Raw genomic sequence first — 19934 nt, forward strand, 5'->3', positions numbered from 1 at the left:
GCTCTAATCGCGCTGGTCCTCACACGGTCGAACGCCGCGCGGTGAGATCGGTTTCCACTTGTCGCATCAGCTTGTGGCTGAGCGGGTAGAACATCATCGCGATACCGGCCGGGATCAGGACGAGGCCGGGCAGCCAGGCGAAGGCGAACTCGATGCCCGCCAGCGCCTCGGCGCTTTGCGCAACCTCGCGCTCAAAGCCGGTCAGCTCCAGCACCAGCCCCGGCGTTGCAGCGCCAAGCCCCGCGCCCACCTTCACCGCGAAGATCGAGGCCGACATGGTCAGCGCGGTCATCTGCACGCCCGAGCGCCAGTCGATGAACTCGGCGATATCGGTGAACATCGAGAAGGATAGCACCATAAGAAACCCAAAGCCGGTCCCGACCATCAATTGCGCGAGCGTCTGCGGCCAGACCGCGTCGAGCGGCAGGAGGTAGAAGATCGCGATGCCGCTGATCTTCATGAGGCCGCCTGTGATGATCAGGTGCGACTTCTCGAACCGTCTTTGCAGCGCGTAGCCCAGCACAACTCCGCTCACCTGGCCCAGCGCCAGCGCGGTCAGGAACAGGCCGAAGCGGTCGAGGAACAGGAAGACAGGCGCGCCGTCATCGCCCGCGACATATTTGAACCAGAACCGCGCGCTGGTGGCGCGGCTGGCGATGGAGAGGACGCCGAAAATCGCTGCAATCGCGGTGGCGATCCACGCGCCGGTGCGCACCAGTCGGCCCAGATCGCCCTTGACCGAGCCGGTGGTGGGCGCGGCGGGTATGCGCTCCTTGGTGGTCGCAAAGGTGATGAGAAAGCACAGGCTCGAAATTGCAGCGAACAGCCCCATGGTGAGCTTGATGCCGAGCGCTTCGTCCCCGCCGCCCAACTCGCGCACCAAAGTGGTCGCCAATACCCCCACCATGATGCCGGCAAAACCGGAGAAGAACATGCGATAGGCGGTCACATTCGCGCGTTGCTCGGTGGAAGGCGAGATCACGCCGAGCAGACCGGAATAGGGCACATTGGTCGCGGTAAACGCCAGCATACACAGACCGTAGCTGACGTAGGCCCAGACCAGCAGCCAGCCGGGCGACAGATCGGCCGCGGCGAAGATCAGGTAGCCCGTCACTCCATAGGGGATCGCGCCGAATGCGATGTAAGGCCGATAACGCCCCCAGCGGGTGCGGGTGCGATCGCTGATCATCCCCATCACAGGATCGGTGAACGCGTCGAACACGCGGCTCAAAAGCAGCATGAGCGCCATCGCTGCGGGTGCGACGCCGCCCAGATCGACGAAGAAAAACAGCAGGTAAGCGCTGAAGAAGTTGAGATAGAGCCCTGAGGGGATGTCCCCCAGTCCATAGCCCAGCTTTTCGATTAGGCCGATGCGCTCATCCGCCCCTTTTTCCGCTGGTGTGTCCGCCGGTGATGGCGCGCTCGGTATGGTTGGCTGTGAGGCCAATCGCGATTTCCTCTCACTGCCAATCGATAATGGGCCCGGACCGAAGCAATTTCCAGCCCATTATCCTTTGGTCAAGCGGAGGGGTCAGAACGACCAGTCGAGCTTCTTGCCTTCGAAATCGGCCGCCGAGTGCCGCTCGATCAGCTGCGTTTCCTCATCGCCCCACGACTTGTTGACGATGCGCCCGCGCTGAACCGCAGGCCGCGCGGCGATCTCGCGCGCCCAGCGACCGACATTCTCGTAGCCGTCGATCGAGAGGAAGGTCTTGGCCTCGTTATAGATCGTGCCGGCGACGAACGGGGCGAGCCAGGGCCAGTTGGCGACATCGGCAATCGTGTATTCGTCGCCCGCCAGATAGCGCGTTTTTGCCAGGCGCTGGTCGACTACATCGAAGATACGCTTGGCTTCCATCGCGTAGCGGTTGATCGGGTATTCGTACTTGTCCGGCGCGTAGGCGTAGAAGTGGCCAAAGCCCCCGCCGATAAAGGGGCCGGTGCCGACCTGGAAGAAGACCCAGCTCAAGACCTCGGCTCTGGCGGCGGGATCGGCGGGAAGGAATTCTCCGAATTTTTCGGCAAGGTGAACGAGGATGGCGCCGGATTCGAACACGCGGAAGGGTTTACCGCCGCTCTTGTCCAGCAGCGCGGGGATCTTCGAGTTGGGGTTGACCGCGACAAAGCCGCTGGTGAACTGCACGGCCTCGCTGATATTGACCGTGTAGGCGTCGTATTCAGCCCCTGCATGGCCCTTTTCGAGCAGCTCTTCGAACATGATGGTCGCCTTGACGCCGTTGGGCGTAGCGAGGCTGTAGAGCTGGAACGGGTGGTCGCCCTCGGGCAAGTCCTTCTCTTCGCGCGCGCCCGCGGTGGGGCGGTTGATGCTGGCGAACCGCCCGCCCGATTCGGTGTCGTGCGTCCAGACTTCGGGCGGCGTGTAGGTGGGATCGGCCATGGTACGTGTTCTCCTGATTGAGAGCGGAAATGCGGTAACACCCTGACGCGCTTCCAACTGGCGCTTTGTCACCTTGCGCGCAACCGCCCCGATGGCTGCAATCGCTGCTAGTCCTGATAGCGCAGCTTTGCAGCCCTGCGCGAAGCCGCTAGAGCGCATCGCATGGCCGAGACCGCAACCACCCACCGCTTTTTCGACATGCACGCGCAGGGCTTTGTGCGCGTGGCGACTTCGACACCGTGCGTGCGACCGGCGGATGTGGCCTCCAACACGGCGGGGGTGATAAGCGAGGCGCGGCGCGCGGCGCAGAGCCATGTCGACCTGCTGGTCTATCCCGAGCTGACGCTGTCGTCCTACGCGATCGACGACCTGCATCTTCAGGCTGCGCTGCTGGACCGGGTGGAGCAAGGCGTCGCCGAGGTGATCGAGGCGAGCCGTGATCTTGCCCCGGTGCTGATAATCGGAGCGCCGCTGCGCCGGGGCGACAAGATCTTCAATTGCGCGCTGGTGATCGCGGGCGGCGAGCTGCTGGGCGTGGTGCCCAAGAGCTATCTTCCCAATTACCGCGAGTTTTATGAAAAGCGCTATTTTGCGCATGGCCGCGATTGCCAGGATCTGTGGATCGCGGTGGCAGGAGAGGAGGTGCCGTTCGGGACCGATCTGGTGTTCGCCGCCTCGAACCTGCCCGGCTTCACCTTTGGCGTCGAGATTTGCGAGGACTTCTGGGCGCCCTATCCCCCCGGCCACATGGCCGCGCTCGCGGGCGCGCGCATCGTGTGCAACCTTTCTGCCTCGCCGATCACGATCGGGCGCGCCGATGACCGCCACTTGCATTGCCGCTCCAGCTCTTCGCGGGCCATGTGCGCGTATGTCTATTCGGCGAGCGGCCACGGGGAGAGCACGACCGACCTCGCCTGGGACGGGCAGGGCGTGATCTACGAGCTTGGCGGATTGCTTGGCGAAAGCACCCGCTTCGATCTCGAGCCCGAGCTGTGCATCGTCGATGTCGACACCGATCGCATCGCGCTGGAGCGAATGCGCAACGGCACGTTCAACGACGCCGCCGAAGCGCATGGTCGGCCCGAAGATACGTTCCGCCGTGTGGTGTTCGAACACGCCTGTGACGAAGGCGATGTCGGTCTCATGCGCCCGGTGCGCCGCTTTCCGTTTGTGCCGAGCGATCCCAGGTCGCTGGACGAGGACTGCTATGAGGCCTTCAACATCCAGGTCGATGCGCTCATGCGCCGGATGCAGGCGACCGGTACCAAGAGCCTCATCATCGGGATTTCGGGCGGCCTTGATTCCACTCACGCGCTGATCGTGGCGGCCAAGGCCTGCGACCGGCTGGGCCTGCCGCGCAGCACGATCCGGGGCTACACCATGCCCGGCTTTGCGACCTCGGGCGCGACCAAGTCCAACGCGTGGAAGCTGATGGAAGCCTTTGGCATCGCGGCGCAAGAGATCGATATCCGCCCGGCGGCGACCAAGATGCTCGAAGACATGGGCCATCCCTTCAGCAAGGGTGAGCCGGTCTATGATGTGACCTTCGAGAACGTGCAGGCGGGCCTGCGCACCGATTACCTGTTTCGCCTGGCCGGACAGCATTCGGGTTTTGTCGTGGGCACGGGAGACCTCTCCGAGCTGGCGCTGGGCTGGTGCACCTATGGCGTGGGCGATCATATGAGCCATTACGGCGTCAATTCGGGTGTGCCCAAGACGCTGATCCGCTATCTCATCCGCTGGACGGTGGAGACCGAGCAATTCTCGCCCGAATGCAGCGACATCCTGATGGCGGTCTACCACACCGTCATTTCGCCCGAACTGGTGCCAGCGGACGACGAAGGCGCGATCCAGGACACCGAGGCGCATATCGGCCCCTATGAGCTGAACGACTTCTTCCTCCACCACACGATCCGGGTCGGCCAGCGACCGGGCAAGATCGCCTTTCTCGCCTGGCACGCGTGGAAAGACGCGTCAGCGGGCGCGTGGCCCGCCGGATTTCCCGAAGAGCGCAAGAACGAATACGACCTTGCCACCATTGCCGACTGGCTGGAGGGGTTTGCCAAGCGTTTCTTCGGCTTCTCGCAGTTCAAGCGCAGCGCGCTTCCCAACGGCCCCAAGGTCTCCTCGATGGGCGCGCTATCCCCCAGAGGCGACTGGCGTGCGCCCAGCGACGCGGTGGCCGATGTCTGGCTTGAGGATCTCAAGAACAGCCTGCCGCCGCTCGATTAAAGCGACCAGCTTGCCAATCGCCTCATAGCCGTTAGCCTTGGCATCAGGGCGGCGGCGTTCGGGGAAGTGTGTTGTGAATGATGGCAATGGCGGCGGTCTGATCCTCGAGCGCTCGCGCCCCTTGCGCTTTTTCTCGCTCTTCATCCTCTATGTCGGTCAGGGAATGCCCATCGGCCTGTTCTGGTTCGCCATCCCCGCCTGGATGGCGGTAAACGGCGCGAGCGCGGCGGACGTGGGAAGCGTGGGCGCGCTCACGGCGCTGCCTTGGTCCCTTAAGCTCATGAATGGCTTCATCATGGATCGCTACACCTTCCTCGCCATGGGGCGGCGGCGCGCTTGGATTCTCGGCGCGCAAGGGGTCATGATCGGCTCGCTAATCGTTGCTGCGATCGTAAACCCTTCCTCGAGCGATGTCGCAATCCTCGGCGCGTTGGGCTTTACGGTCAATCTGGCGACCACCTTCCAGGACGTGGGCGTCGATGGGCTTGCCGTTGACATAATGACGGAGGACGAGCGCGCTCGCGGTTCGGGTATGATGTTTGGAGGCCAGTCGATCGGTATTGCGACCGCCACTGCCATTTGCGGCTTCGTAATCGAGGATCTTGGCGCGCCCGCCGCCTTCCTGGTCGTAGCGGCAATCATCTTCGTCCTGTGCGTCTACATCGCTGCGTTTCGCGAACGAGAGGGCGAAAGGCGGATGCCATGGAGCGCAGGGAAGGCGCATGCGCGCAATGTCTCGATCCAGCTGGAGGCCTGGTGGCCGCTCTTGAAGACGACGTTCGGCTCGCTCAGCCAATGGGCCAGCGTGTTGTGGCTCCCGGTCATTTTCGGGCGCGGCATCATGTATGGAACGCTGACAGGCGCAACCCCGCTGATCGGTGCCAATTACACCGGTTGGAATGTCTCGGAAATTTCGTCGCTCACCGCCACTGCCGGGCTGGTCGCGGGAGTTTTGTGCATGACGTTGGGCGGATGGCTGGGAGATCGGTTCGGGTCCAAGCGCATTGTGATCATCTGGCAGGTCATCGGAATAGCCATGTGCGCGGCCATGTTCTCGGGCGTATCGAGCTGGAGCGCAGCCCCCATTTTCATAGCTTTTGTCTACCTTTGGGTGTCGCTCGATATGCTGTTGACGGTCGCAAGCCTGCCCATAAGCATGCGGCTGTGCGATGCGAAGGTCGCCGCGACCCAGTTCACGATCTACATGGCGGTGTCGAACTTCGGCATTTCCTTCGGGGCCTTCATGCTGAGCCAGGCAGACGCGATGGGCGGACTGCCATCCATTTTCGTTGTGACCGGCGCGGGACTGCTTGTGGGCCTGACGCTGATGCTGACTGTCCGATATCCCCGCCGCCCCGAATATTACGCCAACCAGACCGAAGCGGCGCTGGTGTTTGACACGGCTGATCCGCTGCCGGAGGCTACACGGTAAGGAAAGGGCCGGGCCCGCCATGCGGCTGACCCGGCCCTCCCTGCGACCCTCGGACTGCGAGGGACAGCTTTTTTGCGTTTGTCCGTGCTCGCGCGTCGAAAGACTACGCAGCGAGCGCGACCTTGGATGCCTTGTCGAGCGCGGCGGCGATTTTGGCTTCAGCGTCAGCTCCCATGATGCCATCGGCGGCGATCACTTCGACGTCCTTGATGCCGAGGAAGCCGAGGAAGAACGTCAGCCAGCTCGACATGTAGTCCATCCCAGAGCCGATCGGCGTGCCACCCGATGCGGCGGTGATATGCGCCTTCTTGCCCTCAAGCAGGCCAACGGGGCCATTTTCGGTGTATTTGAACGTCGTGCCTGCGCGGGCAACCAGATCGGCCCAGGCTTTCACGGTGGCCGGCACCCCGAAATTGTAGACCGGCGTCGCTATAACAATCGTGTCCGCCGCCATCAGTTCCTCGATCAGCGTGTCGGCATAGGCGGCCAGATGCGCCTGTTCCGGCGTGCGGTCGTCCTTGGCGGTGAGCCCGGCGTTGAAACGCTCCCAGCTTTGGAAGGGGATATCGTTGGTCGCAAGATCGCGCGTGACCAGGCTGTCGCCACCGGTCTTGATGCTGTCCAGAAGCGTTTGCCCGATCCGGTTCGAGACGCTTTCGTCTCCGCGGATGCTGGCGGTGAGGTAGAGGATGTTCGACATGGGGGTTCTCCTAAGGATCAAGGGGGGCTGGATTGTTTGAGAAACGCGGTGAGCCAGCCGAGGTGCCCCGGCTGGCTCTGCGTTGGGTCAGGCGGCGTCCACCAGGACGATTTCACTGTCTTCGAGCGCGGTGATCGTCACTTCTTCAAGCTGCGTGATCGCCACGCCGTCGCGCGCATTGGCGATGGTGTCCTTGATCTGGACCTTGCCGGTGGCGGGAACCAGATAAAGGTGCCGCCGCGCGTCCGCGATATCATAGGTCACGCTTTGGCCAGCCTTGATCGTTGCGCCCATCACCTTGGCGTCCGTGCGGATCGGCAGCGGGCCGTCATTGTCGTTGACGCCATCGGGAACCGCGCCGCTGGCGAGCGTCACGAATTGCCCGGCGCGCTCACCCTTGGGAAAGGCGCGGGCGCCCCAGGCTGGCTCGCCGCCGCGTTCGCTCGGGATGATCCAGATCTGGAAGATCTGCGTGTCCTCGTCCTCGCGGTTGTATTCGGAGTGGCGCACGCCGGTGCCCGCGCTCATCACCTGAACATCGCCCGCTTCGGTGCGGCCTTCATTGCCCATCGAATCGGTGTGCGTGATCGCGCCTTTGCGAACATAGGTGATGATCTCCATGTCCTGGTGCGGGTGAGTGGGAAAGCCGGTTCCGGGCGCGATGGTGTCATCGTTCCAGACGCGGATTGCGCCCCACTGCACGCGGGCCGGATCGTGGTAGCCGGCGAAGGAGAAGTGATGGTGCGCATCGAGCCAGCCGTGATTGGCCGCACCCAGGCTTTCAAAGGGACGAAGTTCGATCATGGTGTGTCTCCAGTTTCGCAAGAGCCAGTTTCTCAGGAGGATGTCTCGAATGGGCCTCTCGCTGCGTTGAGTGCGAGATAGGTGATCCGGGCTAGCTGGATAAGTGCGATAAAACTTGCAAAGATGTTCAGATTATCCGAACATCCAGCCATGAAGCTCGGCGAGCCGTCTCTGGATCAGTTGCGCATTTTCCTGAGCGTCGTCGAGCACGGCAGTTTTGGCGGAGCGGCGCGGTCCATGGGGCGCGCGGTCTCGGCGGTGAGCTACGGCATCGCGCAGCTGGAGCAGCAACTGGCGGTCACGCTGTTCGAACGCGAAGGCTCGCGCAAACCCGTCCTCACCGAGGAGGGCGAGGGGCTGCTCGCCGAGGCGCGTGCAGTCGCCGACCGGGTTGATGCGCTGCTGGCCAAGACCCGCAGCCTGCACGCCGGGCTTGAATCGAGCCTGGGGCTCGTGGTCGATGTGATGGTGCCGGGCGAACTTACCGCGCAAACCCTGCGCGAGTTTCGCCGCATTTTCCCGACGGTCGCGCTGAGCTTAAATATTGAAGGGCTGGGCGCGGTGGCGCAGTGCCTGCTTGAGGAGCGATCCGAGCTGGCCATTGGCGGCCCGGTGATCGGCGAGCATCCCGCGCTCGAACGCCAGGCTCTTGGCGAGGTGGATCTGATCCCCGTCGCCGCGCCCGATCACCCGCTGGCTGTTGCGGTGGCCGAAGGCGCCATTACCCCCGGCCTTTCGCGCCGACATCTGCAACTGGTCCTGGCCGACCGCTCGGACCTCACCCAGGGCCGCGAGTTTTCTGTGCTGAGCCCCCAGACATGGCGGTTGGGCGATCTGGGCGCGAAGCATTCGCTGCTCAAGGAGGGGCTTGGGTGGGGCAACATGCCGCGCGAGATGGTCGCCGGCGATCTTGAACGCGGGCGGCTGGTCGAGCTCGACCTTCCGGAAAAGCCGGGCGATCACTACACGCTCAGCGCGCTCTGGCGGCGCGACACCCGGCTGGGCCCGGCGTCAAGCTGGCTGATCGATGCGTTTCGCGAGGGGCTTGCCTAGGCCTTCGCCTTCCCCTGTGCCCGCCCGTCGGAATCTCTTGCGGAGCGCAGCCAGCGCAGGGCTTCGACCTTGTCATCAAAGAACTCGACACGCGTCCGCTTCGCCAGCCGGGCGTATTGCATCTTGGTTATACTCGACGCGCCGATGATCGCGACGCCTTGCAGGCCGTGTTCGGTTGCCACGTTGATCTGGTCGCGCACCGCGTCGGCCACCTCTCGGTCCTGAGGCACATAGCCGGTCATGTCTCCGAGGACGCTAAAGGGCGTCTGGCTTTCGATGAAAGGCAGCGTCTTGATCGTCAGTTCCTTGATAAAGGCCTGAGCGACCTCAAGCGTGTAAAAGCCGCGCGTGGAAAAGTGCATCTCCGCGTGAGTCTCATTACGCGTGATCACATAGTTTGGTGCCAGATCCTCCATTGCCCTCACTTGCTGCTAGGGTTCTTCTTTAGCCGATGGCGTTCGCGCGGATGGAAAGGAGTTTCCTCTCGGGTGGGTTTTCACCGCTGCCAATTTCTTACGTTGCTAGCGGGAAGAGGGTGGTTTGAGAGTTAACCCACAGCTAGGGGCGTTTGCCGAGCGTCGCTTGCGAGTTCGGGATCGGAGTGTTCGTTTACCGGCGCTCGCTAGTCTGTGCGCAGCCAGGCGAGCGCTTCGGCGCGGTCGGTGAAGAACTCGCACTGCAGCGCGTCGCTGGCACGCCGAAACTGCTGTTTCATCAGGGTCGATCTGTAGAGGATTGCCATCTTGTCGACGCCGACCTTGGCCGATGTGTCCTGCGAGAGCTTGAGCTTGTCCGCCACCTCTCGCGTCTGGACGACCATTTCGCGCAGATCGCCGAGCACGCGAAAGCCCTGGCGATCATCGATAAAGGGTTTCGCCGCGCGCAGGAGCGCGACGAACAGCTCTTCCATCTTTCCCGAGGTGAACAGGCCGGAATGTGAGTAGAGAATCTCGCGCCTGGCTTCGTCGCGTGACACGGTGAAGGTGGGAGCCAGGGTTTCCATGCCGCGGCCCTATCGGGCCGTGGTTAACGATTTTTTCGGAAGGGCCTGTGGTGTTTATCGGGGTCCGCTGGCCTAGGAGCGCAGCCAGGCGATGGCGTCGCCCTTAGTGGGGAAAATCGCGGTGTTGGAGCCCTCGGCGAGGCGCTCATACTGCATCCGTACCAATGGCGCGGTGATCACGATGGCCAGCCGTTCCATGCCCAGCTTTTCCGATTCATGGAGCATGAAGCGCATCGATTCCGCCATGAGCCGGTCCTGCACCGCAAGGCCGCTGAGATCGCCCATCACGCGGAACGCTGTCTGACTTTGATAGAGCGGCTTGGATTTCTCCAGAAGCGAACTCTGGAACCGCGCCATATCCTGCGGCGACCAGAAGCCCGAGGCCGCGAAATGCACCTCGCGCCGGGACTGGTCGACCAGGATTGTGAAATGAGGTTTGAGCTCGCTCATAGGGGTCACCCCTTAGAGCATGAGTGGTTAAGGATTTACCACGGGGCTTGCGGGGGCCGAAATCGTCGAATGCCCTGCCGATCACTCGCGTCGATCAAACCCGCATCACCCAGCCATGGCGGTCGGGTTCGCGCCCGTGCTGGATATCGACGAGCTTGGTGCGCAGCTTTGAGGTGAGCTGACCGTTGCCGCCCGCGCCGATCTGGAACTCGCCTTGAGGGGAGGCGACCGTGCCGACCGGCGTGACCACCGCAGCCGTGCCACAGGCCATGGTTTCCAGCAGCTCGCCGCTCTGCGCCTCGGCGCGCCATTGATCGATCGAATACGGCTCCTCGCGCACATCAAGGCCCTCTTCGCGCAACAGAGCGATCAGGCTCTCACGTGTGATACCGGGCAGGATCGTGCCGGTCAGCGGCGGCGTGATGACGCTGCCGTCGGCTCTGACGAAGAACAGGTTCATTCCGCCCAGTTCCTCAACCCATTTGTGTTCGATCGCGTCGAGGAAGACGACCTGGTCGCAGCCGTGCGCAATCGCCTCGGCCTGCGGGACCAGCGAGGCGGCGTAATTGCCACCGGTCTTCGCCGCGCCGGTGCCACCGGGGGCGGCGCGGACATAATCCTGGCTCACCCAGATCTTCACCGGGTTCACGCCACCCTTGAAGTAATTGCCCGAGGACACGAGGATGACGATAAACTTGTATTGCTTGGCCGGACGCACCCCCAGAAACGCTTCGGATGCGAACATGAAGGGGCGGATGTAGAGCGAGCCGCCCTCGATTTGCGGCATCCAGTGCGCGTCGGTCTCGACCGCGATCCTGACCGCGTCGAGAAACAGGTCTTCCGGGATTTCCGGCATCGCCATCCGCCGCGCGCTGGCGTTGAAACGCCCCGCGTTCGCTTCGGGACGAAACAGTGCTAGCCCGCCACCCTTGTGGGGAAAGGCCTTCATCCCTTCGAAGATTTCCTGCGCATAATGCAGCACGCTGGCGGCCGGATCGAGCGCGATCGGTTCGCGCGGTCCAATGCGCGGCGAGTGCCAGCCGCCCGCCACGCTGCCCGGGGCGCCCTCGTCGTATTCGACCGTGACCATATGATCGGTGAAGGTGGTTCCGAAACCGGGGTCTTTGATCGCCTCGATCCGATCTGCGTCGGGCGTGGGCGAGGGGTGAGGGATGCGTGTGAACTGCATGGAATTGCGGGTAATAGGACTGGGCGCGGGGGGCAAGCGAAGTGTGCGCTATCGCCCGCAAGACCGCGCGCTGGCCACGCGCGTCAGGTCGGTGCGCGAGCCACACGCATCACGTCGGTGCGCCAACCGCGCGCATCATTTTAACGCGCATGAAAGCTCGATCACATCCGCAGCGAGATCGAATGTCAGGCGCGAGCAATGCGCGATCTGGCTGCGACCGATCCGTGTGACGACATCCGGCTTGCCGCGGCCCTTTCGCCGGCTGACGACAATCGCGCCATCCACAAAGCGGGGATCGTTCTCGTCAATGTTCCCGACTTTGTTGGCCTTGCCATGATCGTTCACGCGCACGGCAAAGGTATCCAGCTGCAAATCGCCCAATTCCAGTGGGTAGGCAAGGCGCATGTCTTTCGTAGGCCGGCGCATCGCGAACGCGGCCATTTCGACCACATTCTCGCTGCCTTCGACAAAGCCGCCTTCTTGATGGGTGGCGAGGAAATTGGCCGTCGAGGCGGAGACAAGATTGGGCTCAATCCCGAGAGCAAAGACGGCAAACAGTTTCTTGTCCGCCACCTCAAGATCGGTCCCAATCCGCAGAAAGTCGGGACGTCCCTTGCGCTTGAGGGGGAAACGCTGCACGCGCTCGGATGCGGAGGGTTCGCCAAGGACGAAAGTGACGCGATCATAGGGCAAGTGTTGGACTCCGATGACGCCATCGGCGCGGTTAGAGGCCGCAATCTTGGTCCAGGTCACCCGCCGTTTCCTTGGCTCCGAACCAAAATTGAGGCTCGTGTTCGTCACGTAAGTCGGGACCTGATACTCGCCGAAATCGTATGTCAGCCGATCCGAGGCGCGCAGCTTGGCTTTCTCGGCGATATCCGGGTTGATCAGGATCGGCCCCGAGGCGCTGGGATTGACTTCGAGCCTGGTGGGCACGCCGTTGACCAACACCTCGATTGTGTCGAGGCCCTCAAGTCGCAATTCGCTGGACAGTTCTTGCGGCTGCGATGCGGCGGCGGGGGTGCGCGCGAGAGCAAGCCCAAGCGCGGGCGCGAACGCAATCAAAGCAAGGGGGCAAAGACGTGAGCTAGCGTGCATGGCAAAGGCGTATTTTAGCGTGGATGCGCGTTAGTCCGGGATTTGTGAAGAACTTCCGGGATTTGTGAAGATGCATAGCCTCAAATGTAAAGGGCAGTTCCGCCCGTCGGGGAACTGCCCTTTGCATGGTCAGCGGCCGGAAGCGCCGCTCACGTAGCCTTACTCGGCAAGGAGAGTTACCGAATATGCTCCGTAGGGATCTTCACCGACCTCGCTACTGAACCATGAGACATCGGATCACCTCCTTTCGCGCTATGAAGCCATGACCCCGAACGTTTCACCGGGGGCCGAGCCGATGCGTGTACCGCTGGCCTGAGTGTGTTGTGAATCATGTGATTTGCTCACACAAGACTTGAATTCTGGTTTTCCCACGTCACAATAGTTGGCCGCCGTAATGATCGCGGCGCGATGACGCTCTGGGGAATGGCCCGGGGCGTTTTTGATTCCGCATCCCGGAGCCTGCGGCGCACCGCGCAAGCCTGTGGATAAGTCTGTGCGAATCGGGTGGGCAAGTCTGGGGAAAGCGCTCGGACAAACCCGGGAAAAAGCTCTTATCGGCAATCCTCGATCACGCGGCTGACCTCGGCCCAGGCGGGGATGTAGAGCGCTTCCTCACCCTCGACCTCGATCGCAAACCGCCCTTTGGTGATCGCGATGGCATCGAGCAGCGGATCATCGGGCGCCAGCTCTGCGGCCACCAGACCGGCCCCCTCGACCGAATTGGCCACTAGCTGGCGGGTCGTCGTCTCCGCCTGCACCACCATCGTGAGCGGGCCTTGGCGGGCTGTGCGCCGGGCAAGGCCGACCTGCCCCGTCCGCTTGTCGCACCGGATGATGAAGGGAAGGGCGCGATCGGGCACGCCGAAAAGGCCGAGGCTTTCGGCCGGCTCGTCCACATATTGCCAGGTTCCCGGCGTTTGCGGCGCGTCGAGATAGTAGTCGGATTCCAGCGCGCTGGAGGGATTGTCCTGAGCGCAAGCGGCGGTGGCGATGGTCAGCGGCACGCAGAGCGCGCCCAGCGCGGCTGAGAGAGTGGAGAGCGAAGCTTTCATGCCCCCTCAATGCGCGCTAACGGCTTACGCGTCCATGACCAAGCCGGCCTCTTCCCTCAAGAAAATGCGGATTGACCAATTGCTGGTCGAGCGCGGGCTCGCCGAGAGCCGCACGCGCGCCCAGGCGTTGGTTATGGCGGGCACGGTGTTTGTGGGTGAAACGAAGGTCGAGAAACCGGGCCAGTCCGTTCCCCGCGACGCCGCGCTGGAGGTGCGCGGGCGCGATCATCCCTGGGTCAGCCGCGGCGGGATCAAGCTGGCCCACGCGCTTGAACACTTTGCGATCGATGTCACCGGCGCGGTGGCGATGGACATTGGCAGCTCGACCGGCGGCTTTACCGATGTTCTGCTGACGCGCGGCGCGGCGCATGTCTTTGCGGTGGACAGCGGAACCAATCAGCTCGCCTGGAAGCTGCGCCGCGATGACCGCGTGACGGTGCTCGAGCAGACGAGCGCGCGCCTTCTCACACCCGATTTGATCGACCGGGCGTGCGATCTGGTGGTGTGCGATGCAAGCTTCATCAGCCTCGCCAAGGTGCTGGAGGTGCCGCTGCAACTGGCCGCGCCGCAGTGCCGTCTGGTGGCGCTGATCAAGCCGCAATTCGAGGTCGCGCGCGCGGAGGTGGGCAAGGGCGGTGTGGTGCGCGACCCGGCTCTGCATGAACGCGTATGCGACGAAGTTCGTGAGTGGGTTCAGGGGCTTGGCTGGGCGGTTGAAGGGATAATCGAAAGTCCGATCACCGGTCCCAAGGGCAATGTGGAATTCCTGATCCACGCGGTGCGGTCTTGAATGGCGCAGCCCATACGGGTTGCGCTCCTCGCTAGACGCCCTCCGGCGAATTCTCGCCTGCAGACCCGCTGCGGGCGCGCGCTTGCGCTTGCGAAATCTCAGATCTCGAAACAGCTCGTCTTCGCCGTAGTCGCTCCGCCAAATGTTCGCGAAAGCGAACCGCAAGTCCAAGGGCCGCCCCGCAGGCGCCCCGCAGGCACCCCGCAGGCTCCCCGCAGGCACCCCGTAGCCCAGGATCAGGCGGAGGGAACAGCGCCGAGGAGTTCGCCCGGATGGGCGAACACATGACGAGCCTTACACGCCTTCCAGGTCCAGCGAGCCGATTTTCGTGTCGAGATCGATCGGTATCTGCGCCAGCACATCGACGCCGCTCGCCTTTTCGTAAGCGGCATCGCCAAGCTCGGCGACCAGTTCCTCCTGAACGGCGTCGCGCTTGCGCAGCAGGTCCGCGATTTCCTCGCGATAAAGCGCCACCATGGCGGTGACGAAGCGGTTTACGAGATCGTCCTGCTTGGTGTCGTCGACGTTGAAGGCGGGCAGGTGCTCGATCATCACGTCGGCGGGATAGAGAAACTCGTTGGTGACGTAGCGATTGGTCGCGAACCAGGCGCGCGGGATGCCTAGCGCATCAATCGAAAGGCCGATCAGGTGCGTGACATGCGCCTTCGCGTCTTCGCCCTGCGGCGGCCAGACCTTGGGCTCCAGCCCCTCGGGCAATTGGGTGCGGTGGAGGAAGAGGTGAAAGTGGCCGTGCTCATCCTCATCCCGGTCTCCCGCCGCATGGACGTGATAGTACCATCGCGCCTTGCAGCTCTGGCTGCGCGCGTCGCCCTTGGGATAATGCGTCCAATAGGTCGCGCCCCCTTCCGGGATCACCCGCAGCATAAGTGGCTTTTGCTCGGCGGCCATGGCGGTGATCGTCTCTATGACGGTAAGGGCGGCGCGTTCGGGGGTCATGGTGCGGGGGCTTGGATTACCTGCTTCCTTGAAATCCTGGGACCGGAACGAAAAAGGCCAGTGGCAACCTGTTCGTCGCCACCGGCCTCTTTGTTACACGCATCGAAGCGTGAGGCTGAACCCGATTACTCGGCGGCAGCGCAGTCTTCAGCGCCGCACTCAGCGCCTTCGCAAGCCGCTTCGCAGCCCTCGGCGCCGCACTCGGCGCCTTCGCAAGCCGCTTCGCAGCCTTCAGCGCCGCACTCGGCACCTTCGCACGCCGCCTCACATGCCGGAGCCTCGACCGAGGTCGCGTCGGCGTCGGTGGTCGCTTCGTCCGCCGGTGCCGAGCACGCCGCAGTGGTTACAGCGAGGCCGCCGGCGACAGCGAGCATCGAGGCAAAGTTGGTCTTCTTCATGTAAGTGTTCCCCTCATGGAGCCCTGAACAATTGCGGGACGCGCGGATTTCTCCGTCTTGCCGAACCGCGCCCCCGAATCACGGCAAGAATGTGGCAACGCTAGCACATTGTTCGCTGAGCGCTATCCCCTTTGCATTCTTTGCACTCAACCCGGCGCGAACGGAGGAAAAGTTGCGACGAAGCGCATCGCGCGCATAGGCTCCTGGAAGGGCCGACGACGCGCACGAAAACCGCCCCGAAGCGCCGACCTTCGGCGCCGCGCGTCGGCGCCGCTGTTTGGCGCGCGGGCAAGGGTGGTGTATCGGCCTCCCGCAAACGAATCCGGTTGAAATTTCAGCCCTTGAGGGAGCCGCGTCAACGCCCGGGCCAACACGGGCATGAAAAGCGCGCCTCCAAGGCTGGCTCATCGAAAGGGCTTGAATGAACGTCCTGGCTTCCAAGGCGCAGCTGCGCGCCAGTTTTCTGCGGTGGTCCTTGTTTTGCGTGCCTCTGATCCTGCTGATCGGCTTTGTGGGTGGCCGAATGGGCACGCCCGATACGCTGTGGTTTCAGAGCCTGACGAAGCCGACGATCTTTCCGCCGCCCGCCGCTTTCGGGATCGTGTGGTCGATCCTGTTCACGATGATCGGCTTTGCGCTCGCGCTCGTGCTCAGCGCCTGGGGAGCCTACGGTCGCGGCCTAGCAGTGGGTCTGTTTGTGCCGCACTTCCTCATCACGACCGCGTGGACGCTGGTGTTCTTCGGCCTTCAGGACATGCAAGGGGGCCTTATCGTCCTTGGCCTGGCGGTCGTAAGCCTGCTGCCGGTGCTATGGGCGTTTTTCCGGGTCCGCTCGCTCGCCGCCTATCTGCTGGTGCCCTATTTCGGCTGGCTGTGCTTTGCGAGCGCGCTCAATTACCAGTTCATCGTCGAAAACCCCGACGGCGGCGTCCAGACGCAAAGCGGCGCCGAGGTCGAAGTTAGCCTCTAGACAACCCCGGGCAAGGCGACCACATAGCGCGTCATGCAAAGCGAAAACCCGATCATCGCCGACCTTGTGAAAATGGCCAACAGCGCCGCTGGCACCATGGCCGGCATGACCCGCGAAGCGCGCGAGAGCGCGCGTGAGCGGATGCGCGAGGCGATGGGCGGTCTCGATTTCGTCAGCCGCGAAGAGTTCGAGACGGTAAAAGCCATGGCGCAAAAGGCGCGCGAACAGGCTGACGCGCTCGAAGCGAAGCTCGCCGAGCTGGAAGCAAAGCTTAAGTAAGCGTGCCAAGCCGGTGAGGCGATGAACCTCCCCGTCTCTCTCAAAAGTCCTGCCATAGTAATCGCGAGCCGGCCGCACGCCGAGACGGCGGTGATCGCGCGTCTGCTGACCGAAGAGCACGGCCTTGTCGCAGGCTATGTCGCGGGCGGGCGAGGGCGGCGCCTGCGCCCCGTCCTGATCCCCGGCAACCTCGTCTCGCTGGAGCTGCGCGCGCGCTCTGACAGCCAGTTGCCGTTTGCCCGGATCGAACTGGTGGAGAGCCGGGGGCCGTGGCTCTCCGAACCGCTTCCCGCGGCCGCAATCGCGTGGGCCTGCGCGCTCACCGCCAGCGCTTTGCCCGAACGCAATCCCTACCCCTCGCTCTACCACGCGCTCACCGCGCTGCTTGATGCGATCTGCAACGCCCCGTCCGCGCGCGGCTGGCTGGCGGCGATGGTGCTTTACGAGGCGATGCTGCTGCGCGAGCTTGGCTATGGCGGTTCGAAGCCCGACGCCGCTGCGCCCCTTGAGGAGCAGTTCGAGGCCTTCCGCCAGCTCCACAAGCCGATTTCGCGCTATCTGCTTGTGGATCAAACCCGCGATGTTATGGCCGCGCGCGTGGCGCTGGGCGAACGGCTCGCGAGAATGATCGGATGAGGATAACGGCGTGAAGATAGCGGTTCTGGCGGGCGATGGCATCGGTCCGGAAGTGACAGCCGAAGCGGTGCGGGTGCTGGAGGCGTGCAATCTATCGGTGATCACGCTGACCCACGCCGATGTCGGCGGCGCCGCCTACAGGAACCACGGCCATCCGCTGCCCGAGGCGACGCTTGAAGCCGCGCGCGCGGCGGACGCGGTGCTGTTCGGCGCGGTGGGCGATCCCGCTTGCGACGCGCTCGAACGCCATCTGCGGCCCGAACAGGCAATCCTTGGCCTGCGCCGCGAGCTTGGCCTGTTCGCCAATCTGCGCCCGGCCAGGATTTTCCCCGGCCTTGAACATCTCTCGCCTTTGAAGCCGGAGATCGCGCGCCAGGTCGACACGCTGATCGTGCGCGAACTCACGGGCGATGTGTATTTCGGCGACAAAGGCGTTCGCGAGACCGCCGAGGGCGCGCGCGAGGGCTGGGACATGATGGCCTATTCGGCGCCCGAGATCCGCCGTATAGCCAGGGTCGCCTTCACCACCGCGCAAGGCGCAAGCGGCGCGCTCACCAGCGTGGACAAGGCCAATGTGCTGGAAACGAGCCAGGTCTGGCGCGACGAGGTCAGCGCGATGGCGGCGGATTATCCCGAGGTTACGCTCTCCCACATGTATGTCGACAACGCCGCGATGCAGATCATCTCCAACCCTGCGCAGTTCAGCGTGATGGTGACGGGCAACCTGTTCGGCGACATCCTCTCCGATCTCGCCAGCGCGGCGGTGGGCTCGATTGGCCTGCTCCCAAGCGCCTCGTTGGGTGAGCGGCAGACGGACTATGGCACTTTCGGCCTCTACGAGCCGATCCATGGCTCCGCGCCCGATATCGCCGGGCGGGGCATCGCCAACCCTATGGCGACCATTCTCTCAGCCGCGATGATGCTGCGTCATTCGCTCGGCCGCGCGCTGGAAGCGGACCGGATCGAGGCGGCGGTCGCCAAGGCGCTGGCGGACGGCGTGCTGGGCCGCGATCTCGGCGGCGAGCACGGCACGCGCGCCATCGGCGACGCGGTGATCGAGCGCTTGTCGCCCTGAGCCATGCCGCTGCGGCTCGCGATCATCCTGCCAACGCTCAACGAAAGGGACAATCTGCCCCCTCTGATCGAGCGGATCGCGGCGGCGCTCGACCCGGTGCTTGGCGAGGATGGATGGGAAGTCCTCATCGTCGATGACAACAGCGCGGACGGCACCGCCGACCAGGCGCGCGCGCTGGCGCTTGCCGACCGCCGGGTTCGCGTGATCCAGCGCATCGGGCGACGCGGGCTTGCCAGCGCGGTGATCGAGGGGTTCTGCGCGACGCCCGCGCCCTATGTGGCGGTGATGGACGCCGACCATCAGCACGATCCCGCGCTGCTTCCCAAAATGCTCACCGCGCTGGAAGCGGGCGAGGCCGATATCGCGGTTGCCAGTCGCTTTGCGCGCGGCGCGAGCACACAGGGGTGGGGCGATATGGAGCGCGAGAAGCTCTCCGGCCTCGCCAACGCGCTCGCGCGGCGGATCACCCGCGTGGATCTGACCGATCCGATGAGCGGGTATTTCATGCTGCCGGGGCAGGCCGCGCGCGGCCTGGCGCCGAGGCTCTCCGGGATCGGTTTCAAGATCCTGCTCGACGTGCTGGCGAGTTCTCCCACACGCATGCGGGTGACGGAATTCCCGCTCGCCTTCGCCGCGCGCCGCGAGGGCGTGAGCAAGCTCGACCGGGCGATCGCGTTCGACTTTCTCGCCGGGCTTTACGACAAGGCGCTGGGCCGGGTGATCCCCACGCGCTTTGCGCTGTTCGGCACGGTCGGAGCGCTGGGCGTCGTCGTCCATATGGCGGTGCTATCCGCGCTGCTGCTGGGCTTTGGCGAGGGCTTCGCTTTTGCGCAAGGCGTGGCGGTGCTGAGCGCGATGAGTTTCAACTTCTGGCTCAACAACTGGCTGACCTATCGCGACAAGCGCCTGCTTGGCTGGAGAGCGAAACTGCGCGGCTGGGCCGGGTTCGTCGCGACCTGCGCGGTGGGTGGTTTTGCGAACGTGGCGGTCGCGACGCTGCTGGAAGGGCGCGGGGTGCACTGGGCGCTGGCGGCTTTGTGCGGCATCCTGATGGGATCGGTGTGGAACTACGCGCTCAGCAGCCGATTTGTGTGGGGGCGGTTTTGAGGGGGGAGGTAGGGCGTAGGCGCTGGGTTTCCGGTTGGCTGTGAATAGGGTCAGCCAAGGGGTAGGAAGCGGGCACTAACATTGTCGTCATTCCCGCGCATGCGGGAATCCACTCTGTCACAACGGCTCAAATCCAAAGTCCTCAGCCAAATCTCGCCATCTTGCGTTGTCTTCTTCGATCAAATCCACCTTCCAAGCGCGCCGCCATTTCTTGATCTGCTTCTCGCGCAAGATGGCTTGCTCCACTGTCGCATGTTGTTCGAACCAAACAAGACGATGCACATCGTACTTCTTGGAGAAACCTTCGAATG

Annotated in this window: 21 protein-coding genes and 1 pseudogene; 9 read left to right on the forward strand and 13 right to left on the reverse strand. The window is 63.6% G+C overall.

The window, feature by feature from the left end; genetic code table 11:
- Positions 1–19: 19 nt before the first annotated feature.
- Together QNI87_RS10035 and yghU are read right to left on the reverse strand one after the other, a co-directional pair.
- Positions 20–1447 carry a glycoside-pentoside-hexuronide (GPH):cation symporter gene (locus tag QNI87_RS10035; RefSeq protein WP_300596072.1) on the reverse strand — a complete coding sequence of 476 codons (1428 nt, stop codon included), beginning with the start codon at positions 1445–1447 and terminating at the stop codon, positions 20–22.
- 84 nt (positions 1448–1531) lie between these two features.
- Complete coding sequence (gene yghU, locus QNI87_RS10040) at positions 1532–2398, reverse strand: glutathione-dependent disulfide-bond oxidoreductase (RefSeq protein ID WP_300596073.1); 867 nt, start codon at positions 2396–2398, stop codon at positions 1532–1534.
- 162 nt (positions 2399–2560) lie between these two features.
- Between yghU and QNI87_RS10045 the strand changes: the two genes are divergently transcribed.
- Positions 2561–4630: an NAD(+) synthase gene (locus tag QNI87_RS10045; protein ID WP_300596074.1), complete on the forward strand. Its 2070-nt coding sequence runs from the start codon at positions 2561–2563 to the stop codon at positions 4628–4630.
- A 73-nt stretch (positions 4631–4703) separates the two neighbouring features.
- Positions 4704–6062, forward strand: a complete 1359-nt coding sequence (locus tag QNI87_RS10050) for an MFS transporter (protein ID WP_300596075.1) — start codon at positions 4704–4706, stop codon at positions 6060–6062.
- A 103-nt stretch (positions 6063–6165) separates the two neighbouring features.
- Here QNI87_RS10050 and QNI87_RS10055 read toward each other — a convergent pair whose 3' ends face one another.
- Together QNI87_RS10055 and QNI87_RS10060 are read right to left on the reverse strand one after the other, a co-directional pair.
- Complete coding sequence (locus QNI87_RS10055) at positions 6166–6762, reverse strand: NAD(P)H-dependent oxidoreductase (RefSeq protein WP_300596076.1); 597 nt, start codon at positions 6760–6762, stop codon at positions 6166–6168.
- Between the two features lie 87 nt (positions 6763–6849).
- Positions 6850–7566, reverse strand: coding sequence for a pirin family protein (locus tag QNI87_RS10060; RefSeq protein WP_300596077.1), 717 nt, complete (start codon positions 7564–7566; stop codon positions 6850–6852).
- A gap of 150 nt (positions 7567–7716) precedes the next feature.
- Between QNI87_RS10060 and QNI87_RS10065 the strand changes: the two genes are divergently transcribed.
- The gene (locus QNI87_RS10065) at positions 7717–8619 is read left to right on the forward strand and encodes a LysR family transcriptional regulator (protein WP_300596110.1); all 903 of its coding nucleotides are present in this window, start codon (positions 7717–7719) and stop codon (positions 8617–8619) included.
- On the opposite strand, the gene QNI87_RS10070 is transcribed toward QNI87_RS10065, so the two are convergent.
- From QNI87_RS10070 to QNI87_RS10095, 6 genes are all read right to left on the reverse strand, one after another.
- Positions 8616–8981, reverse strand: a complete 366-nt coding sequence (locus QNI87_RS10070) for a hypothetical protein (protein ID WP_300596078.1) — start codon at positions 8979–8981, stop codon at positions 8616–8618. The genes QNI87_RS10065 and QNI87_RS10070 overlap by 4 nt on opposite strands.
- 260 nt (positions 8982–9241) lie before the next feature.
- Positions 9242–9622 (reverse strand): STAS/SEC14 domain-containing protein, encoded by a 381-nt coding sequence (locus QNI87_RS10075; protein WP_300596079.1) that lies wholly within the window; start codon positions 9620–9622, stop codon positions 9242–9244.
- A gap of 72 nt (positions 9623–9694) precedes the next feature.
- Positions 9695–10072, reverse strand: coding sequence for a hypothetical protein (locus tag QNI87_RS10080; RefSeq protein ID WP_300596080.1), 378 nt, complete (start codon positions 10070–10072; stop codon positions 9695–9697).
- A 94-nt stretch (positions 10073–10166) separates the two neighbouring features.
- Positions 10167–11261 carry a branched-chain amino acid aminotransferase gene (locus QNI87_RS10085; protein WP_300596081.1) on the reverse strand — a complete coding sequence of 365 codons (1095 nt, stop codon included), beginning with the start codon at positions 11259–11261 and terminating at the stop codon, positions 10167–10169.
- Between the two features lie 135 nt (positions 11262–11396).
- Positions 11397–12359, reverse strand: a complete 963-nt coding sequence (locus QNI87_RS10090; RefSeq protein ID WP_300596082.1) for a hypothetical protein — start codon at positions 12357–12359, stop codon at positions 11397–11399.
- Between the two features lie 551 nt (positions 12360–12910).
- Entirely contained in the window at positions 12911–13411 is a 501-nt protein-coding gene (locus QNI87_RS10095) for a hypothetical protein (protein WP_300596083.1), read from the reverse strand.
- Positions 13412–13445: 34 nt separating this feature from the next.
- Here QNI87_RS10095 and QNI87_RS10100 point away from each other — a divergent pair, with 34 nt between their 5' ends.
- On the forward strand, positions 13446–14201 hold the full coding sequence (locus QNI87_RS10100; RefSeq protein ID WP_300596084.1) for a TlyA family RNA methyltransferase: 756 nt from the start codon (positions 13446–13448) through the stop codon (positions 14199–14201).
- Between the two features lie 294 nt (positions 14202–14495).
- Here the strand turns inward: QNI87_RS10100 and QNI87_RS10105 are convergent, their stop codons facing one another.
- Positions 14496–15158, reverse strand: a complete 663-nt coding sequence (locus QNI87_RS10105; protein WP_300596085.1) for a hypothetical protein — start codon at positions 15156–15158, stop codon at positions 14496–14498.
- 125 nt (positions 15159–15283) lie between these two features.
- Positions 15284–15556 (reverse strand): hypothetical protein, encoded by a 273-nt coding sequence (locus QNI87_RS10110; protein ID WP_300596086.1) that lies wholly within the window; start codon positions 15554–15556, stop codon positions 15284–15286.
- 421 nt (positions 15557–15977) lie between these two features.
- On the opposite strand from QNI87_RS10110, the gene QNI87_RS10115 reads away from it, so the two are divergent.
- Genes QNI87_RS10115 through QNI87_RS10135 form a run of 5 tightly spaced genes read left to right on the forward strand, consistent with a single transcriptional unit; the run spans position 15978 to position 19623 of the window.
- Positions 15978–16526 (forward strand): TspO/MBR family protein, encoded by a 549-nt coding sequence (locus tag QNI87_RS10115; protein WP_300596087.1) that lies wholly within the window; start codon positions 15978–15980, stop codon positions 16524–16526.
- A 33-nt stretch (positions 16527–16559) separates the two neighbouring features.
- On the forward strand, positions 16560–16805 hold the full coding sequence (locus QNI87_RS10120; RefSeq protein ID WP_300596088.1) for an accessory factor UbiK family protein: 246 nt from the start codon (positions 16560–16562) through the stop codon (positions 16803–16805).
- Positions 16806–16826: 21 nt separating this feature from the next.
- Positions 16827–17441, forward strand: coding sequence for a DNA repair protein RecO (gene recO / locus QNI87_RS10125; RefSeq protein WP_300596089.1), 615 nt, complete (start codon positions 16827–16829; stop codon positions 17439–17441).
- A 10-nt stretch (positions 17442–17451) separates the two neighbouring features.
- Complete coding sequence (gene leuB / locus QNI87_RS10130; RefSeq protein ID WP_300596090.1) at positions 17452–18516, forward strand: 3-isopropylmalate dehydrogenase; 1065 nt, start codon at positions 17452–17454, stop codon at positions 18514–18516.
- Between the two features lie 3 nt (positions 18517–18519).
- Entirely contained in the window at positions 18520–19623 is a 1104-nt protein-coding gene (locus QNI87_RS10135) for a glycosyltransferase family 2 protein (protein ID WP_300596091.1), read from the forward strand.
- Between the two features lie 117 nt (positions 19624–19740).
- Here QNI87_RS10135 and QNI87_RS10140 read toward each other — a convergent pair.
- Positions 19741–19934: pseudogene (locus QNI87_RS10140) on the reverse strand (GIY-YIG nuclease family protein); the annotation flags it as partial.

Origin of the sequence: Erythrobacter sp. (assembly GCF_030066995.1) — a bacterium.
In the GTDB taxonomy this organism is placed as follows: Bacteria; Pseudomonadota; Alphaproteobacteria; order Sphingomonadales; family Sphingomonadaceae; genus Erythrobacter.